Genomic DNA, 17,671 nt, shown 5'->3' with positions numbered 1-17,671 from the left:
GCGGCGTACTACAGCCGGACCCGGTCGGCGGAGACCGGCTTGCGGACCTCGCCCGGGTCGCGGGAGACGATGATCTTCCGGAGCCAGCGGTCGGTGCCGTCGTAGCGCGCGGTGAACGACTCCCGGGCGTGCGCGACGCTGCGGTTGTTCAGGATCAGCAGGGTGCCCTGAGCCGCGACCAGGGGCCGCCGGACCCGGTGCAGCTCCGCCGCGAGCGCGTCCAGCGCCCGCCGCGCGGCCGGATCGTCGCCGACGCAGCTCATGTACGGCGCGTCGAGCCGGATGCACGGCTCGAACGGGTTGCCGAACAGCACCGGGACCGGCGCCGGCCGGTCGCGCATCTCGATCGCCTTGCGCAGCGCGGGGTCGCCGGGCGCGCGCAGTTCGAGCTGCCGGATGTGCTCGTCGTCCGGGATGATGTGGAACCGCGCCTCGGACAGCACCCGCCGGTCGTCGTCGCCGAGTTCGACGTCGCGCACCGCGGAGACGTACGTCGGCACCGCGTCGTGGTTGCGGACCCCGAAGAGCAGGATGTAGTCGCACGAGTCCGGCCGGAACGCGTCGTCGGTGTGGAACTGGAGGAACGCGTCGCTGCCGTGGCCGCTCTCGCGCCGCTCGTCGCCGCGGATCGGGAAGACGTCCTGCACCAGCCGGCCACATTGGAGGGTCGCCCAGGCGAACGGCTCGCCGAGTGCCGAGGCGCACATCGCCACGGCGATGTCGAGCTCGGCGGTCGATTCGAGCCCGTCCCGCAGATCCCAGTGGTCGGGGGTCGGTCCCACGGCGGCGTCGTCGACCGGGAAGCCGCGCACCTCGCACACCGGCACGTTCCCGTCGCGGCGGAACTCGTCGAGGAACCGGGACAGCCCGGCCGGCAGCAGTTCATGACTGGACGGGTGCCGGTCGTAGAAGTCGGGTCCGGCCGGTGAGCTCCCGCCCGCCCGGAGCTCATCGACGGCGCCCGCTAGCGCGCACGCCTCCTCGGCGGACATGATGTACCGGTCTTTTCGTAGCGTGTCTCTCACGCGATCCTCCGGTTGAATTCGCTGGTGGTGGCACCTGCGATCTCGCCACCGTCGATGACGATTTCCTGGCCGGTGAGAAAGCGGGCCTCGGGCGACGCCAGATAGAAGAACGCGGCGGCGATCTCGTCCGGATCCGCGTGCCGGCCGGCCGGGATGCGTGCGTTGACGGCGACCAGCATCTCCGGGGTGTACTCGGCGAGCTGCATCGGCGTCAGCACCGCGCCCGGTGACACGCAGGCCGCCCGGATCGCCGGGCTGAGCTCCATCGCGAACGTGCGGCAGAGCGCCGCGACGCCGGCCTTCGTGGCGTTGTAGTCGGCGTAACCCGGGTATCCGCGGTGGCCGTTGACCGAGGCGGTGGCCAGCAGCACGCCCGCGCCCCGGCCGGCCATCCGGCGTGCGGCCGACCGCCACATCGCCAGCACACCGAGCAGGTTGACGTCGACGACCCGGCGGGCGTCCGTCTCGGCGATCTCCAGGACGCCGTGCCGGATGCTGATGCCGGCGTTGGCGATCGCCACGTCGATACCGCCGTGCGCCTCGTCGACCCGGGCGACCGCCCGGTCGACGGCGGACCAGTCGGCCACGTCGGTCTCGATCCAGGTGCCGGCGGCGGAATCCGTTTCCGGCGGCTTGATATCGAGGTTGTAAACGCGGTCACCGGCCCGGGCGAATCGTTTCGCGGTCGCGTTTCCGATTCCGCTGGACGCACCCGAAATCACGATGGTTCGCATGGTTTTCCTCCGCTTCACCGAATTCCGATGGTGTCAGTGGCCCGGACCGCGGCCCAGGCAACGCATCCGGCAACTGCCGGGCAATCCGGCAGCGCCAATTGCCGCCCGAAAAGGCCCGGTCAGCGCGGTACCGGCGGGGCGGCGAGGCCGGCCGCGATGCCGGCCGGCGTCCGGCGCCGGAAGATCAGGGCGGGGTCGACGTCCGCGCCGAGTACCTCGCGGATCCGCCCGGCCAGCCGCAGCGCCAGCAGGGAGTCGCCACCCGCGGCGAAGAAGTCGGCGCCGGCGCCGAGCCGGCCGGCGCCGAGGACCTCCCCGGCGAGCTCGCCGACCCGGTCCACGACCGCCGGCCCGGGGTCGGGCTGCCGGTGCGGGTCGGCGGCGAATCCTTCGAGGACGGCCGTCAACCGGTCCATCGCCTCGGCGGCCAGCGGGTCCGGTACCAGCTCGGGACGGTGACTGATCTCCAGGCGGAGCCGTTCGCCCGGCGCCGCCAGCAGCTTGAGCGGGTAGTGGTAGGCGTCCCGCCCGGAGAACTGGGCCACCGGCAGCCGCTCGTCGCCCGGCGCCGGGTCGGCGGCGGCGTCGGGGAAGTTCTCGAAGACCATCGACGTGTCGTAGAGCGGCCCCAGCCCGGCGAGCCGCTGCACGGCCCCCGGCCCCAGATAGGCGTACCGGTTCAGGGCCGCCTGTTCCGCCTGCACCTCGGCCAGCAGGCCGGCCAGGCCGGCGCCCGGCGTCAACCGGACCCGCACCGGCACCGTGCTGATCAAGAGCCCGACCATCTCCTCGGCGCCGGGCAGCTCGGGCGGGCGCACCGAGACGGTGGCGCCGAACACCACGTCGCGGCGGCCGGTGAGCGCGCCGAGCACCACGGCCCAGGCGCCCTGGAGCACGGTGTTCACCGTGAGGCCGCAGGCGCGGGCCCGCGCGGCGATCCGGCCGGTCAGCTCGGCGGGCAGGTCGGCGGTGCGGCGCCGGGGCAGGGTGGGCAGCCCGGCCGCGTCGCCGCCGGGCGCGATCAGCGTCGGCGCTTCGAGCCCGGCGAGCGCCGCCCGCCAGGCCGCCTCCGCGGCGGCCGTGTCCTGCCCGGCCAGCCACTCGTGGAAGAGCCGCACGGGCGGGGGCGCCGGGCGGGTGGCGTCGCCCGCGTAGTGCTCGCCGAGCTCGCGCAGCAGCAGCGGAAGGGACCAGCCGTCGGCCAGCAGGTGGTGCAGGGTGAGCACCAGCGCGTGGCGGTCACCGCCCAGCCGCAGCAGCGCGAACCGCAGCAGGGGCGGCCGGGCCGGGTCGAACCGGCGGAGCAGGTCCGCGTCGAGGAAGCCGGTCAGCCCGTCCGGTCCCGGCAGGTCGTGTTCCTGGAACGGCGCGGTCACCGTGGCCGGGATGAGCTGGACGGGCGCGCCCACCGCGCGCACCGGGAAGGCCGCGCGCAGCGCGGCGTGCCGGTCCACCAGCGCCTGGCACGCGGCGCGCAGCGCGGGCACCCGCGGCGCGCGGTCCAGCTCCAGCACCAGCTGGAGGTGGTAGACGTCCGGGACCGCGCGGTCGTAGCGGGCGTGGAACAGCAGCCCCTCCTGAAGCGGCGTGAGCGGCAGCACGTCGGCGAGGCCCCGCCCGCCGAGGGACGCCTCCCACCGGGACAGCTCCTCCTGGCCCACCTCGGCCGGGCGGACGTCGGACGGGGTGAGACCGCCGGCACCGGGCCGCGCCGCGTGCGCACCGAGCAGGCGCAGGGCGGACAGCCACGCCTCGCCGAGCGCGCGTACGTCATGGACGGTCAGCAGCCGGTCCGGCCAGGCGAACGCGGCGGTCAGGATCGGCCCGTCCGGGCCGTCCTCGATCGCGGCGGTCACGCCGAGGGTGTGCGGCATGGCAAGGCGCGGGCCGGCGCCCGGCCCGGCGGCGTCCGACTCGGGCGCCGGCGACCAGTCCGCGCCGTCGTCGCCCGCGACGCGACCCAGGTAGTTGAAGCCGATCCGGGGCGCCGGGTGTGCGGCGAGCACCGCCGCGGTCCGCGGGTTGAGGTAGCGCAGCAGGCCGTAGCCGAGGCCGCGATCGGGCAGCCGGCGGCGCTGCTCCTTGACCCGCTTCAGCGCGGCGCCGAGGCGCGGGTCGCTGGGCCCGGCCCGCTCCCAGCCGGGCAGTTTAGGGTCGAGGCGCTCCGGGTGCAGGGTGGTGAACCAGCCGACGGTACGGGACAGGTCGGCGCCGCCGGGCAGGTCCTGCCGGCCGTGCCCCTCGACGTCGACGAGCACGCCGCCGGCCGGGCCGGGCCGCCACGAGGTGACCGCCATGGCGAGCGCCGTCAGCATGGCGTCCTCCGCGTCCGCGCGGAAGGCTGCCGGCACGGCCGTGAGCAGTGCGGCGGTGTCCGCCGGGCCGAGCCGGACGGACAGGCTGCGCGCCGCGCCGAACACGTCCTGCGGCCCGGCCGCCGGCAGGGCGTCGCCGGGGCCGCCGCGGAGCACCTCCGTCCACAGTGCCGCCTCCGCGACCCGGTCCGGCTCCGTCGCCGCCGCCGCCATCCGGTGCGACCAGGTACGCAGCGAGAACGGCACCGGGAGGAGCCGAGGCTCGTCCTGGAACGCGGCCCGCAGGTCGGGAACGAGAATGCGCCAAGACACCTCGTCGACGACACCGTGGTGCGCCAGGATCAGCAGGCGTCCGCCGCTCCGCGGCCCGCGGTCGAGCCAGACACAGCGCAGCATCCGCCGTTCGCCCGGTGACAGCTCCGCGCGGGCCCGGGTCGCCTCGGCCGCGACCGCCGTCCGGAGCGCGGGACCGGCGAGGCCGGCCGCGTCCACCCGGCGTACGCACTCGGCGGCACGCACCGAGCCGCGCGGGCCGATGTCCAGCGCCCACCGCGGCCCCGGCGCTGCGGTCCACCGCATCCGCAGCGCGTCGTGCCGGTCGAGCACCGCCTGCACCGCCGCCGTGAGGCCGCCCAGGTCCATCCCGGCCGGTACCCGCAGCACCGCCGACTGGTGGAGGTCGTCGACCGGCCCGGCGAGCCCGCTCAGCCAGTGCAGGACCGGCAGGGCCGGCAGGTCGCCGATCCCGGCGTCCCGGTGCTCGGCCGCCGCGGCCGCCGCGGGCCGGGCGACCCGGGCCAGCGCGGCGACCGTCCGGTGGGTGAAGACGTCGCGGGGTGTCAGCGCCCAACCGGCGCGGCGGGCCCGCGCGACCAGCTGGATCGACATGATCGAGTCGCCGCCCAGGTCGAAGAAGCTGTCCTCGGCGCCGGCGCCGGCCTGCCCGAGCACCTCGGCGAACAGGCCGGCGAGCAGCTCCTCGACGGGCCCGTGCGGCGGGCGCCCGCCCGGCCGGGCGACGGCCGGCGCGGGCAGGGCCGCGCGGTCCAGCTTGCCGTTCGCGGTCAGCGGCAGCTCGGCCAGCTCGACGATGTCGGCGGGAACCATGTAGCCGGGCAGGGTCGCGGCGGCGTGCGCGGTCAGCTCGCCAGGTTCGGCCGGCGGCCCGGCCGGCACCACGTAGGCCACCAGCCGCTTCGCGCCCGGCCGGTCCTCGCGCATCACGACGGCGACGTGCGCGACGCCGGGGTGCCGGGCCAGCACCGCCTCGATCTCGCCGAGCTCCACCCGCATGCCGCGGATCTTGACCTGGTGGTCGGCCCGGCCGAGGTATTCCAGGTCACCGCCGGGCGACCACCGGACGATGTCGCCGGTGCGGTACATCCGCTCGCCGGCCGCGCCGAACGGGCTTGCGACGAAGCGTTCCGCGGTCAGCGCCGGCCGATGCGCGTAGCCGGAGGCCAGCTGCCGCCCGGCGAGGTACAGCTCTCCCGCGACGCCCGGCGCCACCGGCCGCAGCGCCGCGTCGAGCACGAACACCCGGGTGTTCCACACCGGTCTCCCGATCGGCACACCGGCGCCCGCGGGCACCGGCCGGCACGGCCAGTGCGTCACCTGCACGGCCGCCTCGGTCGGGCCGTACAGGTTGTGCAGGCCGGCCGGGAGAAGCTCGTGGAACAGGTTGACGGTCTCCGGCGGAAGCGGCTCGCCGATGCAGAACACCCGGCGCAGGCTGTCGCACGCCGCGGCCGCCGGCTCCTGGAGGAACACGCCGAGCAGCGACGGTACGAACTGGACGGTGTCGACCGACTCGCGCTGGATCAGCCCGGCCAGGTAGGCCGGGTCCTGGTGCCCGCCGGGGGCCGCCACCACGAGCGTGGCTCCGGTCTGCAACGGCCAGAACAGCTCCGGCACCGACACGTCGAACCCCGACGGGGTCTTCTGGAGCATGCGGTCGCCCGGGCCGAGCGGGAACCGGCCCTGCATCCAGCGGAGCGCGTTGACGATCGCGGCGTGGCTCACCACGACGCCCTTGGGGCGCCCGGTCGAGCCGGACGTGAACATGATGTAGGCCGGCCCGGCGGGCCACCGGGCCGCCGCCGCGCGGTCCGGCGCGTCCGGCAACGGTGCGTCCAGGAGCAGCCGGGGCACGGGCGAGCGGGGCAGCCCGGCCGCGACGGTCCCGGTGGTGATCAGCAGGGCCGGGTCCGCGTCGGCGAGGATGCCGGCGGTACGCCCCGCCGGGTACTCGGGATCGAGCGGGACATACGCCGCGCCCGCCGCCACGACCGCGTGCACGGCCACGATCAACTCGATCGAGCGGGGAACGGCGACCGCTATCGCGTCGCCCGGCCGTACCCCACGGGCGCGCAGGACGCGCGCGAGCCGGTCGACGCGCCCGGCCAGCTCGGCGTAGGTGAGGCGCTCGCCCTCGAAGACCACGGCCGTCGCCTCCGGTGTCCGCGCGGCCTGCGCCTCGAACAGCTCCGGCAGGGTCGACTCCGGCAGCGGCACGCCGGTGTCGTTCCACTCCCGGACGACCTGGGCCAGCTCCGCCTCCGGCAGCAACCCGACCCGGCCCACCGGCGTGGCCGGGTCCGCGGCGCAGGTCTCCAGCAGCATCACCAGGCGCCGCGCGAACCGTTCGACGGTGTCCCGGTCGAAGAACTCCGCCCGGTAGCTCAGTGCCAGGTGCAGCCGCGGCCCGGGTACCGCGGTCAGGCTGAGCGGATAGTGGGTGGCGCCGGTCCGCTCGGCCTCCGACTCGGTCTCCGCGCTGATCCGGAGCCGGTGCGCCGCGCCGCCGGAGGAGTCCGCGGGGGCGTTGGCGAACATGACCGCGGTGTCGTACAGCTCGCTGAGCCCGGCCAGCCGCTGGACGGCGGCCAGGCCGAGATGGTGGTGCGTGATCAGCTCGGCCTGCTCGCGCTGTACCCGTTCGAGCAGCCCGGCGAGGGTCTCGGCCGGATCGAGCCGCACCCGGACCGGCACCGTGTTGATCAGCAGGCCGACGATGTCGGCCACCCCGTCGAGATCCGCGGGCCGGCCCGACACCGCCTGCCCGAACATCACGTCGTCGCGACCGGTCACGCCGCACAGCAGCAGCGCCCAGGCGACCTGCACGATCGTGTTGACGGTCAGCCCGGTGGACCGCGCGGACCCGGTCAGCGCCGCCGTCGCCTCCCGCGACAGCTCGGCCGCGACCAGCCCGGCCATCGTCGCCGGCCCGGTCGCCGGCTTCACCGGCGCCACCAGCGTCGGCTCCGCCACCCCGCGCAGCGCCTCGGCCCAGGCGAGCCCGGCCTTCTCCCGGTCCTGGCCGGCCAGCCAGGCCAGATACCGGCTGAACGGGACCGCCGGCGGCAGCTCCTCGCCCTCGTACAGCGCGACCAGGTCGCGCAGGACCAGTTGCAGCGACCACGCGTCGAGCAGGATGTGATGCCAGGTCAGGACGAGGATGTGCCGGTCGTCCGCCAGCCGCGCCAGGGTGAGGCGCAGCAGCGGCGGGCGGGCCATGTCGAACGGCTCGGCCCGGTCGGCCGTCTGCCGCCGGCCCAGCAGCCGCTCCTGCTCGGCCGGTGCGACGTCGCGCAGGTCCAGTTCGGCCCAGGGCAGAGCGACGTCGCGGCGGATCAGCTGGACCGGCTCCCCCGATTCCCGGGTGTGGAAACCGGCCCGCAGCGCGCAGTGCCGCCGCAGCAGCTCCTCGGCGGCCGACCGCAGCCGGTCCGGCGACAGCGCACCGTCCAGCCGCAGCGACACCTGCACCACGTAGACGTCGACGCCCTCGTCGTCGTAGAGCGCGTGGAACAGCATCCCCTCCTGGAGCGGGGTCAGGGGCAGGGCCGCTTCGAGAGAAGACACCTTCACCCGTCGGATCGTGCCGCCGATCCGTACCCGGCTCCAGGCAGGCCGACCGGCAACTCGTGTTGCCGGTCAGTCCCGGGTGGGCAGCGGCAACGCGCGCAGCTCGCCCTTGCGGACCTTGTTCGATCCGGTACGCGGCAGGTCGTCCACGACGTCCACGTACGCCGGGATCTTGTAGCCGGCGAGCCGGCCCCTGAGGAACGCCGGCACCTCGGCGGGCGTGAGGTGCCGTCCCGGCGCCGGGACCACGAACGCGCGGCCGACCTCGCCCCACTTTTCGTCCGGTACGCCGACCACGGCGGCCTCGGCGACCGCCGGGTGCTCGAAGATCGCCGCCTCGACCTCGGCCGGGTAGACGTTCTCCCCGCCGGAGATGTACATGTCCTTGGTCCGGTCGACGATGCGGAAGTGCCCGTCGGCGCCGACGGTGGCCACGTCGCCGGAGCGGAACCAGTCGCCGTCCACGAACGCCGCCGCGGTGGCCGCCGGGTCGTCCCAGTAGCCCGGGGTGACGTTCGGGCCGCGGACCAGCACCTCGCCCGGCTCGCCGGGCTCGGTGTCCGTCAGGTCCGGCCGCACGCAGCGCACGTCGGCGAAGAAGACCGGCGGGCCGGCCGAGCCGACGTGCTCGCGGCTCTCCCGGGCCTCCAGGAACGTGGCCCCGGGCGCGGTCTCGGTCATGCCGTAGCCCTGGCAGAACGCCAGCCCCCGCTCCTGATAGCGGCGGATCAGCGCCTCCGGAACGGACGCGCCGCCGGTGAGCAGGACCCGCACCGACGACAGGTCGGCGGTGTCCCAGCGGGGTGAGCGGGTGAGCCCGGCGAACATGGTGGAGACGCCGAACATCCAGGTCACCCCGTGCCGGCCGATCAGGTCGAGGCAGTCGTCCGCGTCCCAGCTCGGCATGATCACCGAGGTGCCGCCCTTGAGCAGCGCCGGCAGCAGGCACTGGTTGAGCGCGGCGACGTGGAACAGCGGCGCGCTGATCAGGACGACGTCGTCGCTGATCACGTCGACGCCGACCAGCAGGTTGTAGCAGTTCCAGACGATGTTGGCGTGGGTGAGGGTGGCGCCCTTGGGCGTTCCGGTGGTGCCCGAGGTGTAGAGGATGCAGGCCACGTCGTCCATGTCCGCCGGCGTGGGTGCGGGTGCCGGGCCGCCGGTGGCGAGGAACCGCTCGTACTCCGCCAGGGTCACCGTCGTGCCGGCCGAGACCGGCGGCATGCCCGGCGCGACGATCAGCGCCGAAGCGCCGCTGTGCCGTAGCTGGAAGTCGAGTTCCGGGGCGGTGAGCCGGTAGTTCAGGGGCACGAAGACGGCGCCGAGGGCGTACGCGGCGAACATGGTCTCGACGAACGCCGGATGGTTGGGGCCGAGGTAGGCGACCCGGTCGCCGCGGCGCACGCCGGCGCCGCGCAGGGCGGCGGCGAGGCGGGTGGTGCGTGCGTGCAGTTCGGCGTACGTGGTCCGCCGGTCCTCGAAGATCAGCGCGGTGCGCCGGGGCGACATCGCCGCCCGGCGCGCCGGCCACGAGCCGAGCATGGTCTCAGGCGTAGTGCCGGTAGATGGGCCGGGCGACGCACGCGGGCTTGCTGAGCCCGTCGACCTCGACGGTGAAGTCGAAGGTGCTCTGCACGCAGTTGCGGCCCACCTCCTCGACGCTGACCACCGTCGCGCCCAGGCGGATCTTGGAGCCGACCTTGACCGGGCTGGGGAAGCGGACCTTTTCCAGACCGTAGTTGACGCCCATCTTGACGTCCTCGACCGCGAGCAGCTCGCCGAAGAGCGGGATGACCAGGGAGAGGGTGAGGTAGCCGTGCGCGATCGGGCCGCCGAACGGTCCGGCCTTGGCGCGCTCGACGTCCACGTGTATCCACTGGTGGTCGCCGGTGGCGTCGGCGAACGTCAGCACCCGGTCCTGGGTGATCTCCAGCCATTCGCTGTGGCCGAGATCCTGGCCGACGAGGCCCTTGAGTCCGTCGAGCCCCTTCACGGTGGTGGTCATTCCGCGTTCTCCTTTGCAGACAGGCCGAGCAGCCGTGCGGCGTTCGTCTTGAGAATCTTGGGGCGGACCGCGGGCTTGATGTCGAGCGCCGCGAAGTCGGCGAGCCAGCGGTCGGGCGTGATGAGCGGGTAGTCGGAGCCGAACAGCACCTTGTCCTGGAGCAGGCTGTTCGCGTACCGGACCAGCTGGGGCGGGAAGTACTTGGGCGACCAGCCGGAGAGGTCGATGTGTACGTGCTGCTTGTGCGTGGCGACGGCGAGGGCCTCGTCCTGCCAGGGGAAGGACGGGTGGGCCAGGATGATCCGCAGGTCCGGGAAGTCCACCGCGACGTCGTCGACGAGCATCGGGTTCGAGTACCTCAGGCGGATGCCGCCGCCACCGCGCACGCCGGCGCCGATCCCGGTCTGCCCGGTGTGGAAGAGCGCGACCGCGCCGAGTTCCTCGATCGCCTCGTAGAGCGGGAAGGCGAGCCGGTCGTCCGGCGCGAAGCCCTGGAGGCTGGGGTGGAACTTGAACCCGCGCACGCCGTGGCGCTCGACCAGGCGCCGGGCCTCGCGGACGCCGGCGCGGCCCTTGTGCGGGTCGATGCTGGCGAACGCGATCAGCGTGTCCGGGTGCGCCGCGCAGCCCTCCGCGATCTCCTCGTTGGCGATCCGCGGGTGGCCGGTGGCGTGCTCGGCGTCGACGGTGAAGACCACCGCCGCCATCGCGCGCTCGGCGTAGTAGGCGGCCGTCTCGTCGATGGTCGGCTGCCGGTTGCCCTGCGCCTTGAAGTAGCCGGCCGACGCGCCGAGCAGCGCGGGGCTCAGCGAGCCCTGCCCGTCCCTGCCGACCTCGGCGTGCGTGTGCACGTCGATCGCGGCGAGCTCGTCGAGGTTCATGACCGGTCCCGCGGCGCCGGGATTCCGTACGTCTCGGGCTCGGAGCCCACGCCGGCATCCCAGCCGGCGGCGATCGCCGTGGCGGTCCACCCGCCGTCGGCGAAGGCGACGGCCTTCTCCCGGGGGTGCGCCCAGAGCGCGAGCCGGTCACCGCCGACGCCGATCGCCTGGCCGGTGACGCCCTTCGACGCGTCCGAGGCGAGGAAGACGATCAGGCCGGTGACGTCGTCGACCGTGCCGAGGCCCTCCTCGCGGCGCAGCCAGGCGGGCAACGGCGCGCCGGTGCGCTCCGCCTCCTCGATCACGCCGGCGAACGCCGGGATGGTCCTGGTCATCTCGGTGGCCGCGACCGGAACCACCGCGTTGACGGTGATCCGGCTGCGCTCCAGTTCGAGCGCCCAGGTGCGGGCCATCGCGGCGATGCCGGCCTTGGCCGCGGCGTAGTTGGTCTGCCCGAAGTTGCCGCGCTGCCCGGCCGGGGAGGAGATCAGGATGATCCGGCCGCCGTCGCCCTGCTCGCGCATCCGGATCGCGGCGGCGCGGGCGCAGGTGAAGGTGCCCCGGAGGTGGACGCCGACGACCGCGTCGAAGTCCTCGTCGGTCATCTTCCAGAGGACCCGGTCGCGCAGGATGCCGGCGTTGGTGATCAGGACGTCGAGGCGGCCGTACGCCTCCACGGCGGCGGCGACCAGCCGTTCGGCGCTCCCGGAGTCGGACACCGAGGCGGTCACCCCGACGGCGGCTCCCCCGGCCGCGGTGATCTCCGCGACCGCCGCCTCGACCGCCGCCGGTGTCACGTCGTTCACCACCACGGCGGCGCCGGCCGCGGCGAGCGCCTTCGCGTAGCCCAGGCCGAGTCCCCGGCCCGCCCCTGTGACCACGGCGACCTTGCCGCTCAGATCCATGCCCATCAACCTCTCACGGAAACCGCGCCCGGCGCGAGCCATTCAATCGACAGGATTCCTGTCGATGTCGAGTGTTGCGATGAACAGGATTCCTGTCAATCGGCTAGCCTGGCGCCATGCGCCCCGGCCCATCCCTGCTGTACCTCGTCAAGCAGCTCGAGCTGGCGGTCCGGGCCCGCCTCGAGGAGCTCGTACGCGGCGCCGGCATCACCGCGTTGCAGTACACCGCCCTCACCGTGCTGGAGCGCCACGACGGCCTGTCCGCGGCCCAGCTCGCCCGCGACTCGTTCGTCACCGCGCAGTCCATCGCCGACATGGTGCGCGCGCTGGAGAACCGCGGCCTCATCCGGCGCGAACGCGACGCCGCCAACCGCCGCGAGCTGCGGATCCACCTCACCGGCGAGGGGCAGCGGCTGCTCGCCTCGTTCGCCGCGCCCGTACGCGAGCTGGAGGACCGCATGATCTCCAAGCTGACGCCGGAGCAGGCGGCCGAGTTCCGCCAGTCCCTGATCGGCGGCTGGCAGGCGCTGACCTAGTCGTCGGCGATCATGTCCAGCACCCGCTCGGCGATCTCGGCGGCGGGACGGCGCAGCGCGTCGTCGAGGTGGGTGAAGACCTTCTGCGCGTGCAGGGCCGGCCAGTCCTCGGGCAGGTGCTGGAACGGCAGGTGCGGGTCGCGGCGGACGAGCTGGAGCCAGTCGGCGACCAGGCGCAGCTTCGCCGCGAACGGGTCCGGCGACGGCACGGGGCCGGCGACGCGCTCCCACCGCGCGAGGAAGTCGTCGTACTGCCGCGCCATGCCGTCGACGTCGTAGGCGTCGCGGATGATCTGCGCGACGTCGGTCAGCTGGTCCGCGTGCGCCCGGAAGACCCGGACGTGCGCGTCGAGCCCCAGCCCGGCCACGATCGGCGCGACGTCCGGCCCGCCGGGCGCGATCCACAGTCCGCCCTGCAACGGCCCGAACCCCGCCCACACCAGCTGCGACCGCAGGTCACGCCGCTGGCGCTGCCAGGCGTCGGGCAGCGAGAAGGCCAGCAGGGTCCAGGTGCCGTCCCAGTCGTGGTTGACCGCGCCGGTCTCCAGGGCGCGGCGCCGGCCGTCCAGCAGGATCCGCTCGGAGCGCTCGGTGAGACCGAAGTACATCCGCCGGCCGCTGCGCCGGCGGCGCAGGAGTCCACGGTTGACCATCCGGGTCAGCGTCGACCGGGCCGCGTGCTCGGCGACGTCCACACGCGACGCGGCGTCGACGAGGCTGCCCGAGTAGACGCACACGGATCGGCCCAGGACGTACTCGCCGAACAGGGTGAGTACCAGCGTCTGCGGACGCAGCGCGGGCGGCTCGGGATCCGGATCCTGGCTGCTCACTTCGTACCTTCCCGTCGCGCGCAAGATGATGGGCATTTTCTTGACTGCCGTTCAGAATAAGCCTAACTTGGGCCCAATCCTCGTCAATGCGCAGCCCTCGCCTGGAGGTACTCGTGCGACGTCCAACCTTTGTCCTCATCGGCCTGGTGGCGGCGCTGGCCGCCGCCGGGTGCGGCGGCGATTCCTCGGGCGACAGCGACAGCGGCCCGGTCAAAGTCGGCCTGATCACCTCGCTCACCGGGAACTACGCGCCGCTGGGCAGCGAGGACCGCAAGGCCGTCGAGCTGGCGGTCCAGCAGATCAACGACAAGGGCGGCCTGCTCGGACGCACGGTCGAGCTGACCGTGCGGGACGACAAGAGCGCGCCGGATCAGTCGGTGCTCGCGTTCAACCAGCTCACCGACGACGGCGTGGTGGGTGTGCTCGGTTCGCCGTTCTCCAACTCGGCCCTGGCGACCATCCCGCAGGTCGATCGCGAGAAGATCCCCTATGTGTCGCTGACCCCGGCGGACGAGCAGGTCAACCCCGTGCACCCGTACGTGTTCGTGGTTCCCGCGACGTCGGGCACCTACGCCGACCGGATCCTCCAGTACTACCAGGCGCAGAAGTACACGAAGGTCGCGATCGCCTACGACACCAAGAGCTCCTACGCGATGGCGGGTTTCGCCGGCACGCAGGCCAAGGCGGCCCAGTACGGCATCACGCTGGTCGCCACCGAGCAGTTCCAGACCACGACGACCGAGTTCAGCGCGGTGCTCAACCACGTCCGGTCCTCCGGCGCGCAGGCGCTGGTGGTGTGGGCGACCGGCGCGCCGTCGGTGGCCTTCGCGAAGCAGTACGCCAGCGCCGGCCTCGACATCCCCCTGATGTTCACCGGCGCGCAGGCCAGCACCCTGTGGCTCAAGCCGACCGGGCCGGCGGCCGAGGGCATCTTCGTGGCCAGCTCCCTGGCGGTCGTCGGCGACGCACTGCCCGACGGCCCGCAGAAGCAGGCCGTCAACGACCTCACCGTGCCGTTCACCCAGAAGTACGGCTACGCGCCGCCACAGTTCGCCGCCGACGGCTACTCCGGCACGAAGCTGCTGGCCGCCGCCATCCAGAACGCGGACTCCACCGACCCGGAGAAGATCCAGAAATCGCTGGCGGGCCTGACCCTGCTGACCCCGAACGGCACGTACCGGTACAGCGACACCGACCACTCCGGACTGTCGGCGAAATACATCTCGATAAACGTGGTCAAGGGCGGCGCCTTCACGGCGACCGACTGGGCCACCACCCAGCTCGCCGGCCTCGCCAACGGATGACGGCCCCGGATCCCGTACTGCTGAGCGTCGCGGGCGTCTCCCGCAGGTTCGGCGGCGTGTACGCCCTGCGCGACGTCGACGTCGACGTCACGCGGGGCGAGACACACGGCGTCATCGGCCCCAACGGCGCCGGCAAGTCCACACTGTTCAGCCTGATCGGCGGTCATCTGCGGGCCAGCTCCGGCACCATCGCATACGACGGCGCCCGGATCGACCGCGCCGCGCCGCACCGCCGGGCCCGGTCCGGGATCGCGATGGTGTTCCAGGGCGCGCGGCTGTTCCGCGGCATGACCGCGCTGGAGAACGTCATGGTCGGCGCGCACGCCGCGACCCGGGCCGGCGCGCTCAGCGCGGTGCTGCGCCTGCCCCGGCACTCCCGCGACGAGCGCCGGATCCTGGCCTGGTCCCGCGAGGCGCTGGCCCGGGTCGGCCTCGCCGACTGGGCCGGCCGTCCGGCCGAGGCGCTGCCGCTCGGCCAGCAGCGTGCGCTCCAGGTCGCCCGGGCGCTCTGCGGGCAGCCGCGGCTGCTGCTGCTCGACGAGCCCGCGTCCGGGCTGCGCGCCGCCGAGCGGGCCGCGCTCGCCGAGCTGATCGCGGAGCTGCGGACCGGCGGGCTGACGATGATGCTCGTCGAGCACGACGTCGCGTTCGTCACCGGCCTCGCCGACCGCATAACGGTCCTGGACCTGGGCAGGGTCATCGCGCAGGACGTGCCGCGGGCGATCCGCGCCGACCAGCGCGTCATCGACGCCTACCTCGGAGCGGACGGGCATGAGTGACCCCGTGATCGAGGTGGAGGAGCTGACCGTGCGGTACGGGGCGGCGGTGGCCCTGGACGCGGTCAGCCTCAGCGTGCGGGCCGGGGAGATGGTGGCGCTCATCGGGCCGAACGGCGCAGGGAAGTCCACCCTGGTCAACACGCTCTCCGGCATCCTGTCGCCGGCGTCCGGCCGGGTAACGGTCACCGGGCGGCTGGCGCACGTGCCGGAGGGCCGGCAGATGTTCGGCAGCCTGACCGTCGACGACAACCTGCGGCTGGGCGCCTGGCGCGACCGCGACCGGAGCACCGGCCGGATCTACGCGATCCTGCCCGAGCTGGAGCCCGTCCGGCGGCGCCGCGCGGGCCTGCTCTCCGGCGGCCAGCAGCAGATGGTGGCGCTGGGCCGGGCCCTGATGGGCCGCCCGCGGGCGCTGGTCATCGACGAGATGTCGCTCGGGCTCGCGCCCCTTGTCGTCGCCGGCCTCGCCGCACATCTGCGGGCGCTCAACGCCGAGGAGGGGCTGGCGGTGCTGCTGATCGAGCAGAACGCGCGGCTCGCGCTGGAGCTGTGTTCGCGGGCGTACGTGCTGGAGGCCGGCCGGCTGGTCGCGCACGGCTCCGCCGCGGAGCTCGCGTCCAGCCCGGCCGTGGTCGCGGCCTACCTGGGCGGCGCGGCATGAGCGCCTTTCTCCAGTACCTGATCACGGGGCTCGGCGTGGGGTGCGCGTTCGCGCTGATCGGCAGCGGCCTGGTGGTCATCTACCGGGTCACCCGGGTGGTCAACTTCGCGCAGGGCGCGTTCGCGGTCATCGCCGCGATGACCGTCTCGTCGCTGCTGGGCGCGCGCGTGCCGCACGGCCTGGCCGAGGCGCTCGCCGTCGCGCTGGCCGGACTCGTCGGGCTGCTGGTCGGCCTGACCGCGATCGGCAAGCCGGGCACCAGCCCGCAGTCGGCGCTCATCGTCACCCTCGGGGTCGCGGTGTTCGCGTACGCGGTGGAGATCCTCATCTGGGGCGATCAGCCGCGCTCGTTCCCCGGGCTGCCCGCGTCGGTCACCGTGCTCGGCGCCCGGGTGCAGAGCCACTACCTGTTGATCATCGCCGCCTCGGCGCTGGTCTTCCTCGCCATGGCGCTGCTGTTCGCCCGCACCGACCTCGGCAAGGCGCTGACCGCCTCGGCCGCGAACCCGTACGCCGCCCGGATCGTCGGCATCGACGTGCGGCGGATGGGCCTGCTCTCGTTCGTCATCGGCGGCGCGCTCGGCGGCCTGGCCGGCGTGCTCGTCACCCCGGTGCAGCAGGTCACCTTCGACGGCGACGTCGTCCTGGTGGTCAGCGGCTTCGCCGCGGCAATCCTCGGCGATCTCACCCGGCCGGCCGCCACGCTGCTCGGCGGACTGCTGCTCGGCGTGGCGCAGGCGATGGTGGCGGGCTACCTGAGCACCTCGTACCAGAGCGAGGTGGCGCTGCTGCTGATGCTCGTCGTGCTGATCGCACAGGCCGCCCGCCGCCCGATGATCCAGGAGGAGACGGCGTGACGACACCGCGGCCCGGCACGGTGCTGACCGCAGCCGCCACGCTGGCGCTGCCGCTGGCGCTGCGCGACGACCACCTGACCCTCTACGTCCTGCTCGGCCTCGCCGCCATGGTCACCATCGGCCTGTCGATGCTGATGGGCTACGCCGGCCAGGTGTCGCTGGGGCAGGCCTCCTTCTACGCCCTCGGCGGGTACGCGGCAGGGCTGATCGGCGTGCACGGCGGGCCGACGCTGCTGGGCCTGCTCGCCGCGCCGGCCGTGGCCGCGGCGGTCGCGCTCGTCGTCGGCGTGCCGATCCTGCGGCTGCGCGGCCACCAGCTCGCCTTCGCCACCCTCGCGCTGCAACTCATCCTGCTGTCCCTGCTCGGCGACGCCACCTGGGCCGGCGGTGCCATCGGCCTGCAAGGCATCCCGCACCTCTCGATCGCCGGGGTCGAGCTCGACCGGGACATCGACTACGCCTACCTCACCTGGGCCGGCGTCGCCGTCACGATGGTGGTGGCGCACAACGTGATGTCCTCGCGCACCGGCCGGGGGCTGCGGGCCCTCGCCACGAGCGAGACCGCCGCCGCGGCCAGCGGGGTGCCCGTCGGCCGGTACCGGCTGCTCGTCTTCGCGGTCTCGGCCGCTTTCGCCGGCCTGGCCGGCGGCGTCTACGCCTTCTACGTCGGCTACCTCGCGCCCGGCTCGTTCCCGGTCCTGCTCTCGGTGCAGTTCGTCGTGATGGCCGTCGTCGGCGGGCTCGGCACCATCTGGGGCGGCCTGTTCGGCGCGGCGGCCGTCACGCTCCTGGTCCAGCTGCTCACCGACTTCGGCACCCGCCCCGGCATGCCGAGCTACGCGCCAAGCGTGCTCTCGTACGCCGTCTACGCGGTCCTGCTCGTGCTCGTCGTGCTCTTCCTGCCGCACGGCCTGGTGCCGGCCCTGCGGAAGTGGTGGCCGTGGCACCGCCCCGTCCGAACCCGGAGGTAAC

The 17,671-nt window shown here is 73.9% G+C and carries 14 protein-coding genes; 6 read left to right on the top strand and 8 right to left on the bottom strand.

The window, feature by feature from the left end:
- Positions 1-8 precede the first annotated feature (8 nt).
- From BJ971_RS11875 to BJ971_RS11845, 7 genes are all read right to left on the bottom strand, one after another.
- Complete coding sequence (locus tag BJ971_RS11875; RefSeq protein ID WP_184992475.1) at positions 9-992, bottom strand: TauD/TfdA family dioxygenase; 984 nt, start codon at positions 990-992, stop codon at positions 9-11.
- 29 nt (positions 993-1,021) lie between these two features.
- Entirely contained in the window at positions 1,022-1,759 is a 738-nt protein-coding gene (locus BJ971_RS11870) for an SDR family NAD(P)-dependent oxidoreductase (RefSeq protein WP_184992473.1), read from the bottom strand.
- Positions 1,760-1,878: 119 nt separating this feature from the next.
- A complete protein-coding gene (locus BJ971_RS11865) occupies positions 1,879-7,944 on the bottom strand; it encodes a non-ribosomal peptide synthetase (protein WP_203709057.1) in 6,066 nt (2,021 codons plus the stop codon).
- 66 nt (positions 7,945-8,010) lie between these two features.
- A complete protein-coding gene (locus BJ971_RS11860; RefSeq protein WP_184992471.1) occupies positions 8,011-9,483 on the bottom strand; it encodes an acyl-CoA synthetase in 1,473 nt (490 codons plus the stop codon).
- A gap of 4 nt (positions 9,484-9,487) precedes the next feature.
- Positions 9,488-9,946 carry a MaoC family dehydratase gene (locus BJ971_RS11855; protein ID WP_184992468.1) on the bottom strand — a complete coding sequence of 153 codons (459 nt, stop codon included), beginning with the start codon at positions 9,944-9,946 and terminating at the stop codon, positions 9,488-9,490.
- Positions 9,943-10,827: an amidohydrolase family protein gene (locus tag BJ971_RS11850; RefSeq protein WP_184992466.1), complete on the bottom strand. Its 885-nt coding sequence runs from the start codon at positions 10,825-10,827 to the stop codon at positions 9,943-9,945. Before BJ971_RS11850 ends, BJ971_RS11855 begins: the two co-directional genes overlap by 4 nt.
- Complete coding sequence (locus BJ971_RS11845) at positions 10,824-11,732, bottom strand: SDR family NAD(P)-dependent oxidoreductase (protein WP_184992464.1); 909 nt, start codon at positions 11,730-11,732, stop codon at positions 10,824-10,826. Before BJ971_RS11845 ends, BJ971_RS11850 begins: the two co-directional genes overlap by 4 nt.
- A gap of 116 nt (positions 11,733-11,848) precedes the next feature.
- Here BJ971_RS11845 and BJ971_RS11840 point away from each other — a divergent pair, with 116 nt between their 5' ends.
- Positions 11,849-12,268, top strand: coding sequence for a MarR family winged helix-turn-helix transcriptional regulator (locus BJ971_RS11840; RefSeq protein ID WP_184992462.1), 420 nt, complete (start codon positions 11,849-11,851; stop codon positions 12,266-12,268).
- On the opposite strand, the gene BJ971_RS11835 is transcribed toward BJ971_RS11840, so the two are convergent.
- Positions 12,265-13,098 carry a PaaX family transcriptional regulator gene (locus BJ971_RS11835; protein WP_239087110.1) on the bottom strand — a complete coding sequence of 278 codons (834 nt, stop codon included), beginning with the start codon at positions 13,096-13,098 and terminating at the stop codon, positions 12,265-12,267. The two genes, BJ971_RS11840 and BJ971_RS11835, sit on opposite strands and share 4 nt — an antisense overlap.
- A 113-nt stretch (positions 13,099-13,211) precedes the next feature.
- Here BJ971_RS11835 and BJ971_RS11830 point away from each other — a divergent pair, with 113 nt between their 5' ends.
- From BJ971_RS11830 to BJ971_RS11810, 5 genes are read left to right on the top strand one after another with little or no spacing between them, the layout of a single operon-like run.
- The gene (locus BJ971_RS11830) at positions 13,212-14,402 is read left to right on the top strand and encodes an ABC transporter substrate-binding protein (protein ID WP_239087109.1); all 1,191 of its coding nucleotides are present in this window, start codon (positions 13,212-13,214) and stop codon (positions 14,400-14,402) included.
- Positions 14,399-15,181 carry an ABC transporter ATP-binding protein gene (locus BJ971_RS11825; RefSeq protein WP_184992456.1) on the top strand — a complete coding sequence of 261 codons (783 nt, stop codon included), beginning with the start codon at positions 14,399-14,401 and terminating at the stop codon, positions 15,179-15,181. The genes BJ971_RS11830 and BJ971_RS11825 overlap by 4 nt, the downstream gene beginning before the upstream one ends.
- The gene (locus tag BJ971_RS11820; protein ID WP_184992454.1) at positions 15,174-15,842 is read left to right on the top strand and encodes an ABC transporter ATP-binding protein; all 669 of its coding nucleotides are present in this window, start codon (positions 15,174-15,176) and stop codon (positions 15,840-15,842) included. The genes BJ971_RS11825 and BJ971_RS11820 overlap by 8 nt, the downstream gene beginning before the upstream one ends.
- Positions 15,839-16,699, top strand: a complete 861-nt coding sequence (locus BJ971_RS11815; protein WP_184992452.1) for a branched-chain amino acid ABC transporter permease — start codon at positions 15,839-15,841, stop codon at positions 16,697-16,699. The genes BJ971_RS11820 and BJ971_RS11815 overlap by 4 nt, the downstream gene beginning before the upstream one ends.
- On the top strand, positions 16,696-17,670 hold the full coding sequence (locus BJ971_RS11810; RefSeq protein WP_239087108.1) for a branched-chain amino acid ABC transporter permease: 975 nt from the start codon (positions 16,696-16,698) through the stop codon (positions 17,668-17,670). Before BJ971_RS11815 ends, BJ971_RS11810 begins: the two co-directional genes overlap by 4 nt.
- The last annotated feature ends 1 nt before the right edge of the window (position 17,671 follow it).

The sequence above is a fragment of the Amorphoplanes digitatis genome, from assembly GCF_014205335.1.
GTDB classification, from domain to species: Bacteria; Actinomycetota; Actinomycetes; order Mycobacteriales; family Micromonosporaceae; genus Actinoplanes; species Actinoplanes digitatus.
Note: the sequence above shows the minus strand (reverse complement) of the source record. Positions and strands in the feature narration are given on the sequence as shown.

Coding starts and splice junctions, on each gene's coding strand:
- BJ971_RS11875 (WP_184992475.1), bottom strand. CDS start 992: ATGTCCGCCGAGGAGGCGTGCGCGCTAGCGGGCGCCGTCGATGAGCTC.
- BJ971_RS11870 (WP_184992473.1), bottom strand. CDS start 1,759: ATGCGAACCATCGTGATTTCGGGTGCGTCCAGCGGAATCGGAAACGCG.
- BJ971_RS11860 (WP_184992471.1), bottom strand. CDS start 9,483: ATGCTCGGCTCGTGGCCGGCGCGCCGGGCGGCGATGTCGCCCCGGCGC.
- BJ971_RS11855 (WP_184992468.1), bottom strand. CDS start 9,946: ATGACCACCACCGTGAAGGGGCTCGACGGACTCAAGGGCCTCGTCGGC.
- BJ971_RS11850 (WP_184992466.1), bottom strand. CDS start 10,827: ATGAACCTCGACGAGCTCGCCGCGATCGACGTGCACACGCACGCCGAG.
- BJ971_RS11845 (WP_184992464.1), bottom strand. CDS start 11,732: ATGGATCTGAGCGGCAAGGTCGCCGTGGTCACAGGGGCGGGCCGGGGA.
- BJ971_RS11840 (WP_184992462.1), top strand. CDS start 11,849: ATGCGCCCCGGCCCATCCCTGCTGTACCTCGTCAAGCAGCTCGAGCTG.
- BJ971_RS11825 (WP_184992456.1), top strand. CDS start 14,399: ATGACGGCCCCGGATCCCGTACTGCTGAGCGTCGCGGGCGTCTCCCGC.
- BJ971_RS11820 (WP_184992454.1), top strand. CDS start 15,174: ATGAGTGACCCCGTGATCGAGGTGGAGGAGCTGACCGTGCGGTACGGG.
- BJ971_RS11815 (WP_184992452.1), top strand. CDS start 15,839: ATGAGCGCCTTTCTCCAGTACCTGATCACGGGGCTCGGCGTGGGGTGC.